Genomic DNA, 9,338 nt, shown 5'->3' on the forward strand with positions numbered 1-9,338 from the left:
ACTTCCTTTACGTTAACCGCTTCATTCAATCTTGCCCGATTATCTTTTGAAAATGTCATATAATTGTTCTTTAGTTTCTTCAAAGGTTGACGGTTCATCTACTTTTTGCTTCAAAAAGTCTTTGATCGGATGATTTAATTGGATGGCACGGTCAACCATTGGACTGCTTCCCTGACGATAGGCGCCCACATCGATCAAATCTTTCGATTCAGCATAAACCGCCATATTTTCTTTGAGCTTTCCAGCTATTTGGTAGTGTTGCTCGTCTACGATTTCTTTCATCAAACGACTGATGCTGGCTTGAATATCAATAGCTGGATAATGGTTTTCAGAAGCAATCTTTCGCGATAGCACAATGTGTCCATCCAATATTCCTCGTACAGTATCGGCGATCGGTTCGTTCATATCGTCTCCTTCAACTAAGACCGTATAGAAAGCAGTGATCGAACCTTTATCTGACATCCCACTACGTTCCAGCAACTTTGGCAAAGTCGTAAAAACAGAAGGTGTGTACCCCTTAGAAGTTGGAGGTTCTCCAGTGGCTAGCCCAATCTCTCGCTGCGCCATTGCTACACGCGTGACTGAATCCATCATCAATACAACTTTTTTGCCTTGATCACGGAAATATTCGGCGATTGCTGTAGCAACCGAAGCCCCTTTTAATCGAACCAGCGGCGGCATATCAGAAGTGGCACATACAACAACAGATTTTTGATACCCTTCTGGACCAAGATCTTTTTCGATGAACTCCAAAACTTCGCGTCCCCGTTCACCGATCAAACCGATCACAATCACATCTGCTTCACAGTAACGTGCTATCATGCCAAGCAAGGTGCTCTTTCCGACTCCGCTTCCGGCAAATATGCCGACACGTTGCCCTTCGCCGACTGTCAAAGTACCATCGATTGCTTTAATGCCGGTACTGATCACTTCTTGAATCTTTCGACGTGTAAAAGGATTTGGAGCCGGCTGATTAACGTTATACAACTCACCATCGATTTCCATGTCTTGATACATTGGCCGTCCCAAGCCATCCATCGTTGTTCCCAGCAATTGCTCGCTGATCTCGATTTTCAATGTTGAACCGGTTGGGCGAACGAGACAACCTGGGCCGATCCCCTCCACTTCATCCAACGGCATCAATAGCACTGTTTCTCCTACAAAACCGACAACTTCGCTCAAAGCAGTTTTTCCACTCGATTTGATAAGAATCTCGCAAACTTCTCCGATAAAAGCTTCTAATCCTTCCACTTTAATGATCAAACCGGTCACTTGGCTGACTTTTCCCATTTTGGTGTAGAACGGCTTTTTTTTCAGCATATCCTGATACCGGTCAAAAGGGATTTCCATCATAAATCGTCACTCCATTTTCTTCATTTCATCCAGCATATTTTCCAGCTGTCGACTGACTTGCAAGTCCGTAATACTATGAGCCGTTTCAATGATGCAGCCATTTCTTTCCAATGAATGATCGGTCAACACAACAAAGCGTGCTTCGGCCTGTTGTTCCAAATGACTCAGCTTTTCTTTTACAAACGCTTTCTGGTCAGGTCTGACAGTCAATAGAATCAACTGATCTTCTTTCTTTAAACGATGGATCACTGGATAGACTAGAGACAACACTTTTTCGGAAGAAGCATCAATCGTTTCATGGACAATATTTTCAGCCATAACGGCTGCCAATTCTAGCCACTCCTCTTTTTTTTCTTTGTAGTACAGTTGCGTTTGCTCTTCAGCCTCTAGTAACAGCTGCACAGCATGCTGTTTCAGCTGTTCGCTTTCAGCTTGACCTTTTACCATAGCTTCTTGATACCCATGCGTATAACCCTCTTGGTATCCTTGTTGTTGTCCAACTGCATAACCTTCTTGTTCAGCTGTTTGCTTTAAAACGGCTGCTTCTTCTTTCGCCTGCTTGATCAAAGCATCCGCTTCTCTTTGTGCTTCTAGTAAATAAAGATTGCTTTTTTCTTTTTCTAATGCTGATCGTTCACTTGATTCTTCCTTCTTACGTGAAAATACTGGAACAGCAAGGACATCCGTTTTGATCGGTGAAAAACATTCTTCTGCAAGCGCATGCTGGGCTTTAATGATTTTATGAGATAATGACATCTTGCTCTCCTCTTCTCAAATAAATTTCGCCTTTTTCATCCAATTGACGAATCACAGCTACCACGCGTTGCTGAGCTTCCTCAACAGCCGATAAGCGTGTCGGGCCCATAAATTGCATATCTTCTTTTAGCGTTTCTACTTGGCGAGAAGACAGGTTGTTGAAAATAAAATTCTTGATCTCTTCGGAAACGCCTTTCAGCGCCATCATCAAATCGTCGTTGTTGACCTGACGCAATACCTTTTGAACATCGCTTTCTTGGAGCGTTACGATATCTTCAAATGTAAATAATTTAGCTTTGACTTCTTCTGCTAATTCCGGTTGCTTCGTTTCCAATTCACTGATGATATTCTTCTCTGTACTTCTGCCGACAGAATTCAAGATCTCAGCCAATGTTTGGACACCGCCGACAGTTTCAGTATCATTGTCAACGTAATTTGAGAATTTATTCTCGATCACTTTTTCAATTTTCTCGATCACGATCGGCGAAGTATTGCTGATCGTTCCAATACGTTCAGCTATTTCAGATTGCTGTTCAATAGGAAATTCTGCTAAGATTTGGGCCGCTTTTTCTGGCTGCATGTAACACAAAATCAAGGCAACGGTTTGCGGTTGTTCATTCATTAAGACAGCTTTCAATTGCTGAGGATCAGCTTTTCGTGCAATATTGAACGGCCGCTCTCTTAATTGAATTTGATTCAACATATCGATCACTTCTTTGGCACGCTGCGCACCAAGCGCCTTATTCAACAAGTTTTTTGCATAATCGATCCCGCCGTCAATGATATAGGAACGCGCCTGCTGCATTTCAATAAATTCATTAATGATCGCATCTCGCTCTTCTGGTTTGACGTAATCGATATTGGCGATCTCGTAGCTGACTTTTTGAATATAACTATCTGGCAGCAACTTCATGATCTGAGCAGAAGTTTCTGAACCCAAGGTAATCATCAAAATGGCTGCCTTTTTTATTCCTTCTACGTTTTCCATATGCTCACCTACTCATCTTTTAGCCAGATTTTGATTAGATCCGCTGCTGCTTCAGGATCATCTTTGGCTAGTTTCTTCACTTTTTCTTCTTTGTCATTCATTGCTTGGTTCAATTGCTCTTTCAAATCGGCTTCTTTTTGAGCAGTTTCTTCTGTCTCACTTCTAGGTGCAGCGGTAAATTTTTCATCTGACTTCACGTAGTAATCTAAAAATTCATCTTCCATTTCGCTGTTTTTGCGCAATGCTCGAATCAGCATCATCACGAGTACCATAATCACTGCTGCTCCCGCTAAGAACGGCCAGTATTTCCGTAAGAAGCTCTTCCAGTCAAGATCTTCTCCAACAACTGGTTTTGCTGTTTCTTCTGTTTCATCCGGCATAGTCGGTACTTCAGTGACCGCAATCGTCCGATCAGAATTTTCAATACCCAATGATGCGGCTACGATATTTCGTATTTGATATTCATCATTTGCGCCTAGCTCTTTACTGATCACTACAGAAGCTGTCATTTCTTCAACCGTTCCAGGTGCTTGGACTGTTTTAGTGGTTTCGGTATCTAACTCATTGTTGACAGTTCGATTATAAGAGGTACTTTCGTCTCCTTTGCCGTCTTCTACTACGACGGACAAATTGCCGTTGTCATTGTTTTCGATGCCCGTCCCTGATCCAGAAGCTTGGACGCTTTCACTGCGAATATGTTCATCGCCATAATTCATTGTCTCTTTTTCAACAGCGTCAAAATTCATTTTAGCGTGCACAGCTACAGTCAAGTTTTCTACCCCATAAACTGGCGCTAACGTTTGCAATAACTTTTGCTTCATTTGTTCTTCGTATTCAGCAGTCATTTTTTGATACTGACTCGTTAAATCAACGGAATTGTTGCCATTCGTATGCAAAATACTGCTCAACAAAGTTCCTTTTGTATCAACGATCTGGATGTTTTCCATCGGCAGCCCGTCAACAGCTCCTGAAACAAGCGAGGCAATCCCTTGTACAGCTGAAAGCGGCAGTTCTTTGCCCTCCGTTTCTAAAACTACTGATGCAGTAGGTTGTGTTGCATTTGCTTCGGTAACAAAAACACTTTCTTCCGGTATCGATAACATGACTTTGGCTTTTTTCACACCGTCTAACGTACCAATCGAGCGTTCTAGTTCACCTGAAACAGCACGCTGATACATGATCTTTCGGTCTTCATCTGTTGCCATCATGCTAGTTTCATCAAAGATTTCAAAACCGGTGGACGTTTCCGGTAGTTTATCTTCTACAGCTAATTGGATGCGGTATTTGTCTACCAACTGACTGTCGATCAAAATCGTTGTACCATTGTCTTCCAGCAAATAGTCGATTTTTTGAGCATCTAAATCTTCTACAATGGCACCTGCGTCATCTTCTGCCAATTCTGAAAATAAGACACTGTAATTCACTTTCTTTGTATAATATGTAAAACTGGTCACGAGGACTGTGATGAGTACCAGCATCAACAAAAGTCCGATCTTTTTTTTTCTTATCCAATCCTTTCCAACCAGATTGAATGTTGCTCCAGGTTTGTTTTACCGTATCCATTCTTGGCATAGCTCCTCATCGTTAATATTGCATATTTTTAATATCGTTATACCCATCCATCAATTTGTTTCTTACTTGGATAGCTAACTCTAACTGCAATTGAGCTTCCGTTGATTGGATCATCACGTCATGCATATTGTCCGTCTTTCCTGACACCAATCCTTGTACAGCTTGGTCTGCAGATACTTGAGCATCGTTCAATGACTGTAAAGAATGCTCGAATAGATTGGAAAAAGCAGTGCCATTGGCTTGATGTGTCTCATCTGTTTGCGCTGCGCCCTTTGTGATACTGGAAAGAGAATCTAATGATCCTGTTCCATTCATTAAACTGCTGTAAAGTGCATCTATGTTCATGTCATTCACTCCTTGATTTAGCTTTTTCTTACATTAGCAAAAGTTTATTTTTGCGATCTTACCGTCGTTATCCCTGAATCCGCCTACGTTCATTGCAATAACTTAAGCTGTTTTCTTAATTTGCTGAAATTTCCAGTGCTTTCTTCAATATGCTTTTACTGGCATTTAAAGCAGTGGTATTCGCTTCATAAGTACGTAACGTATTCATCATCTCTACCATCTCATCTGCCATATTGACGTTCGACTGCTGAACGTAGCCATCTTCATCTGCATCCGGGCTAAGCGGATCATAAGCTAAAAGGATTTCATCGCTTTCTTCGATCCCCGTTGGTTTCACGCCAAAACTCTTTTCCATGCCGCCTAAACCATTTTTTTTGCTCATCAGATTCTCTTCAAAGGTCACTTCTTTTTTACGATACGGACCGCCTTCCGCTGTGCGAGTTGTATTGACATTAGCGACATTAGTTGAAATGGTATCTAGCTTCAGGCGCTCTAATGTTAAACCGCTGCCGTTGATACGCATTGAATCAAATACAGACATTTTCTTATCTCCTCTCGATATGTCTATTCATTCACAAACTTTCTATTTAAAAAAGGCGTCTATTTTGTAATGACACTTTTTAGCATTGCATATTGCGTGTTTAATTGATTGACCAGAGCATCATAGTAGATGCTGTTAGTATACTGATCTAGCATCTCCACCTCAATATCCACATTGTTTCCATTGTCTTTTACTGTCGTTCCGGTTCTTTTTTCAACCCGAGGTACTACATCTGACAGGTTTTCCCCGCCAAAATGTCGTTGGTTGGTTGTCTTCATGGCTACACCATTTGTTGCATCTTGTAATAAGCTTTCAAATTCAACTTTATTGACTTTATACCCTTCTGTGTTCACGTTTGCAATATTACTGGAAATCATCTCTTGTCGTAATTGAGCTGCGTCCATTGCATTTTTGATCAAACCCAGATTATTCCCGACCATTTTGCTCCTCCTTTCTTTAGCTACTATTATTGTAGATTCGGACTTTTGCTCAGTTTACCGACTACCGCATTTCTATTGAAAACAACTTGCTCTCTTTTCCTTTTTTTAAAAGATAAACAAATGTTTTTTATTTCCCCTGCTTTTTATGTAAAAAAATAAAGAAAAGCAAATTCACAAACATGTTAATATAACACATTTTTTCTTTTCTCTTTTCGTTCAGTTTTTTCTCTTACTTAATATGAAGAAAGTTTTCTTTTTTACTAGATGACAAATGTTTTCAAAAACAAGAATAGTATAACTTTTGAATTTTTGTTTTACAATCCTTTTTTTGTTAACAAGTTTTGTCTAACTTTTTTCACTCTCTTTAAATACTCTGCATTTTTTCTTCTTTTTGTTTTTTTATTTTCTAATCCTGTTATTAAATCCTTGAAACGATAAAGAATCCCGCTCTAAAAAAACGCAGGATCCTTTATCGAATTTTTTAATTTAGTTTGATTTTCAATCTATTCAAAATATGTCAAAAAAGCAACAATTTGTTACTGGTTTGTTTTTTAACTGATTTCTGTCCACGCTTCTCGTAGATCTTCTAACAATTTACGGCTTTGTAAAACAAGTTCAGCATCTTTTTTGATGTTAGATTCTATTAACTTATCCATTAAATAAATATAAATATCATTCAAATTTTGGGCGATATCGCCCCCTGCTTCAAAATTTAATGTGCTTTGCAGCTCCAAGATAATATCTTGAGCTTTCTTTAAAGCATGATTGGCTTGCTCGATCTGCTGCTCATGAATAGCTAATTCTGCTTGTTTCATATTTTTTATACAGCCGTCATATAATAAAACGATCAGTTTCTTAGGATTAGCTGTCATGATTTGATTTTGCTTATAGACATGTTGCGCTTGGCGTTGCTGCATCATGCATTTTTTCCTCCTTTAACGGTTTACAGTCCTTTATCCACAAATACGGATCTTTTGACGTTCTGGTAATAATGATGGATCACTTTATCTTTTTGTTTCATCTGCTGCATCTGATGCAGTACATGCTGTTGTTCAGTCTTGATTACTGACCAGATATTCTGCTGTTTCTCCATAATTTGCTCAGCAAGCTCCTGCTCTTGCTTTGTATAAGAAGTATTCAGTTGCAAATCCAAGGATTGAAGGTCTTCTATATCTGCTTGGTTTTCTGTAACGAGTTTCACCGCTGTCTCGCTTTTGCCATCCCAAGTGACAAAACGAGTCAGCATATTTTTAAGAAGCTGTATCCGCATTTGCTGCATTTGTCTTTTTCCTCATTCTTTCAACATTTCTTATCTTTAATTTGCATTATTGCCGGTTACTGATCCAATCTGGCTAGAAAGATACTGCATTTGCGATTCGGCTTGCATCATTGCTGTATCTAAGGCAGTGAATTGAGTAATGTAACGTTGGCGTTTAACTTCTAGGCGCTCATTGAACTGTTCGATCTGCTTGTCGAGATCTTTGATCGACTGATCGATCGAAGAAGATTTTGTTGCAATGATTCCTGTTGTACTATTGATATATTCATTAACAAAGGTACTCAACCCTGAAAGGATACCGGTTTCTTTTTCTGTTGTCGTTCCATCTTCTGCTGTTACGGTTTCTTTTTGATAAAAAAACTTTTGAATAGCACTTGGATCTTTCGCCATTGCTTTTTTTAATTTACTGGTATCTAAGGAAGCTTTGCCGTAACGATCTATTTCGATCCCGATATTTTTTAAACTCTTGACATCTGAGCCCTTACTGGATGATGAACCCATTAAACTACGCAACTGAGTTTGCAAGCGTACCACAGCGCTATCACCGACTAAAGCGCCAGTTTTATTATTTTCGGCAGTTGGGTCACCAACATCCAATGTTTCGCCGATATATGTCATGACAGAATTATATTGATCCACAAATTCTTGAAGGACCTTGGTCGTTTTGTCTATATCATCAGCTACATTGATTTTAGCCGTCTCACCGATTGTTGCTTTGTTTAACTTGATCGTCAAGCCTTCAACAGCATCTGTAACGTTATTGGTATTCCGTTCGATTGAAATTCCATTAACTGTCAGCTTAGCAGACTGTCCAACAGTTAAATTTTTTGCATCACTCAAACCAAACTGATCCGCTAAGTTTCCTGAAGCTGTAATCGTTCTGTTTCCCATTTGCTCGTCCGTCACTACGATCCGATTGTCGATAATGGTCGCTTTTAAACCAGATTCAGCCGTTTTTGATTGCTGGTTAACTGCACTGACAATATCTTTTAAACTTTGCTTTTCAGTAACATCCACTTTCACTTCTTTCCCATCGGCATCTGCAAAAGACAATGTTCCTGAAAGTCCCAATTTTTCATCGACTTTTTTTCCATTCAAATCAATTTGATGAGAAGTTAGCTGACTAGAAGTTGCCAGTTGTTCTACACTGACAGTATAGTCACTATTCAGTGCTCCAGACTCTCCTGAGATTGAGACCAAGCTTTCATTGCTATTCGTGATGACTTTAGATTGAAAAGAACTCGCTTCTTTCAGTGTATTCATTTTGCTGGATAGACTATCTAGACGTGTATTGATATCTTTCCAAGCATTTTTTTCATTCGTCAAAGTTGTTTGCTTATTGGTATATTGGGTCAACTTTCCAGATTCGGCACTGATCAGCTGATCAATTGTCTCCATTGTGATACCTGAATAAGAACCCAAAAAACTTGTTGAACTCGTCGAAACCATTTCATTACTCCTTTTTATCGATGACTAGTCCTGTCATTTCCCAGATATTTGCGATCCTATCTAAGGCTTCTTCAGGTGGAAGTTCTTTGATGACTTGCTGATTTTCAGAATTTATCAGCTTGACCATGATTCGTTTCGTTTTTTCATGCATACTCACTTCAAAATGGGCATTTTTGCCAAGTAAATGTGCATTTATTTTATCTACCGCATTCTTGATCCGCTCGTAGGATAGATCTTCCTGCAACTGATTGTTAGAACTATTTTGCGGCAGAACTTTTTGTCTCGTTGCTTCGTATTTCAATTTCACTCCATCTTGCAAAAAATGAACAGCTTGTATATTAGGAATTTTATCCATCATCAAACCTCCAATAAATGCAACTTATCTTTCTTTTATTTTCCCTCACTAGTTATATCGGAAGATTTATAGAGAAGTTAACGCCTTTTATGACCATATGCAAAAAAGCCGCCAAAAAAGGCAGCTTTTTCTTTTGCGTCATCAAGACTATTGCAATAATTGTAGAACACTTTGCGGCATTTGGTTAGCTTGCGCCAACATTGCAGTAGATGCTTGAGAAAGGATGTTGCTCTTTGTAAAGCTCATCATTTCTTCTGCCA

12 protein-coding genes are annotated in these 9,338 nt (G+C 39.4%); all 12 read right to left on the bottom strand.

Annotation, left to right across the window (positions count from 1 at the left end; all coding sequences use genetic code 11):
• Positions 1-39: 39 nt before the first annotated feature.
• On the bottom strand, positions 40-1,353 hold the full coding sequence (fliI, locus tag BM057_RS00305; protein WP_092090715.1) for a flagellar protein export ATPase FliI: 1,314 nt from the start codon (positions 1,351-1,353) through the stop codon (positions 40-42).
• 6 nt (positions 1,354-1,359) lie between these two features.
• Positions 1,360-2,109, bottom strand: a complete 750-nt coding sequence (locus BM057_RS00310) for a FliH/SctL family protein (protein ID WP_092090716.1) — start codon at positions 2,107-2,109, stop codon at positions 1,360-1,362.
• Positions 2,093-3,097, bottom strand: coding sequence for a flagellar motor switch protein FliG (gene fliG, locus BM057_RS00315; RefSeq protein ID WP_047392915.1), 1,005 nt, complete (start codon positions 3,095-3,097; stop codon positions 2,093-2,095). Before fliG ends, BM057_RS00310 begins: the two co-directional genes overlap by 17 nt.
• A gap of 8 nt (positions 3,098-3,105) precedes the next feature.
• Positions 3,106-4,575 (bottom strand): flagellar basal-body MS-ring/collar protein FliF, encoded by a 1,470-nt coding sequence (fliF, locus tag BM057_RS00320; protein ID WP_245741757.1) that lies wholly within the window; start codon positions 4,573-4,575, stop codon positions 3,106-3,108.
• Positions 4,576-4,681: 106 nt separating this feature from the next.
• Positions 4,682-5,014 (bottom strand): flagellar hook-basal body complex protein FliE, encoded by a 333-nt coding sequence (gene fliE / locus BM057_RS00325; protein WP_047392909.1) that lies wholly within the window; start codon positions 5,012-5,014, stop codon positions 4,682-4,684.
• A 115-nt stretch (positions 5,015-5,129) separates the two neighbouring features.
• Positions 5,130-5,555: a flagellar basal body rod protein FlgC gene (flgC, locus tag BM057_RS00330; protein ID WP_092090717.1), complete on the bottom strand. Its 426-nt coding sequence runs from the start codon at positions 5,553-5,555 to the stop codon at positions 5,130-5,132.
• 59 nt (positions 5,556-5,614) lie between these two features.
• Positions 5,615-5,995, bottom strand: a complete 381-nt coding sequence (gene flgB, locus BM057_RS00335; RefSeq protein WP_092090718.1) for a flagellar basal body rod protein FlgB — start codon at positions 5,993-5,995, stop codon at positions 5,615-5,617.
• Positions 5,996-6,546: 551 nt separating this feature from the next.
• Positions 6,547-6,915, bottom strand: coding sequence for a flagellar export chaperone FliS (gene fliS / locus BM057_RS00340; protein ID WP_092090719.1), 369 nt, complete (start codon positions 6,913-6,915; stop codon positions 6,547-6,549).
• Between the two features lie 23 nt (positions 6,916-6,938).
• Positions 6,939-7,274 (bottom strand): hypothetical protein, encoded by a 336-nt coding sequence (locus BM057_RS00345; protein WP_047392900.1) that lies wholly within the window; start codon positions 7,272-7,274, stop codon positions 6,939-6,941.
• 36 nt (positions 7,275-7,310) lie between these two features.
• Positions 7,311-8,723, bottom strand: a complete 1,413-nt coding sequence (gene fliD / locus BM057_RS00350; protein WP_092090720.1) for a flagellar filament capping protein FliD — start codon at positions 8,721-8,723, stop codon at positions 7,311-7,313.
• A 4-nt stretch (positions 8,724-8,727) separates the two neighbouring features.
• Positions 8,728-9,078: a flagellar protein FlaG gene (locus BM057_RS00355; protein WP_052181911.1), complete on the bottom strand. Its 351-nt coding sequence runs from the start codon at positions 9,076-9,078 to the stop codon at positions 8,728-8,730.
• Between the two features lie 147 nt (positions 9,079-9,225).
• Positions 9,226-9,338 (bottom strand): flagellin (locus BM057_RS00360; protein WP_281246043.1); only part of this gene is annotated, 113 nt, incomplete at its 5' end.

The organism is Pisciglobus halotolerans, assembly GCF_900113675.1.
GTDB classification, from domain to species: domain Bacteria; phylum Bacillota; class Bacilli; order Lactobacillales; family Carnobacteriaceae; genus Pisciglobus; species Pisciglobus halotolerans.

Coding starts and splice junctions, on each gene's coding strand:
- fliI (WP_092090715.1), bottom strand. CDS start 1,353: ATGATGGAAATCCCTTTTGACCGGTATCAGGATATGCTGAAAAAAAAG.
- BM057_RS00310 (WP_092090716.1), bottom strand. CDS start 2,109: ATGTCATTATCTCATAAAATCATTAAAGCCCAGCATGCGCTTGCAGAA.
- fliG (WP_047392915.1), bottom strand. CDS start 3,097: ATGGAAAACGTAGAAGGAATAAAAAAGGCAGCCATTTTGATGATTACC.
- fliF (WP_245741757.1), bottom strand. CDS start 4,575: ATGCTGGTACTCATCACAGTCCTCGTGACCAGTTTTACATATTATACA.
- fliE (WP_047392909.1), bottom strand. CDS start 5,014: ATGAACATAGATGCACTTTACAGCAGTTTAATGAATGGAACAGGATCA.
- flgC (WP_092090717.1), bottom strand. CDS start 5,555: ATGTCTGTATTTGATTCAATGCGTATCAACGGCAGCGGTTTAACATTA.
- flgB (WP_092090718.1), bottom strand. CDS start 5,995: ATGGTCGGGAATAATCTGGGTTTGATCAAAAATGCAATGGACGCAGCT.
- fliS (WP_092090719.1), bottom strand. CDS start 6,915: ATGATGCAGCAACGCCAAGCGCAACATGTCTATAAGCAAAATCAAATC.
- BM057_RS00345 (WP_047392900.1), bottom strand. CDS start 7,274: ATGCAGCAAATGCGGATACAGCTTCTTAAAAATATGCTGACTCGTTTT.
- fliD (WP_092090720.1), bottom strand. CDS start 8,723: ATGGTTTCGACGAGTTCAACAAGTTTTTTGGGTTCTTATTCAGGTATC.
- BM057_RS00355 (WP_052181911.1), bottom strand. CDS start 9,078: ATGGATAAAATTCCTAATATACAAGCTGTTCATTTTTTGCAAGATGGA.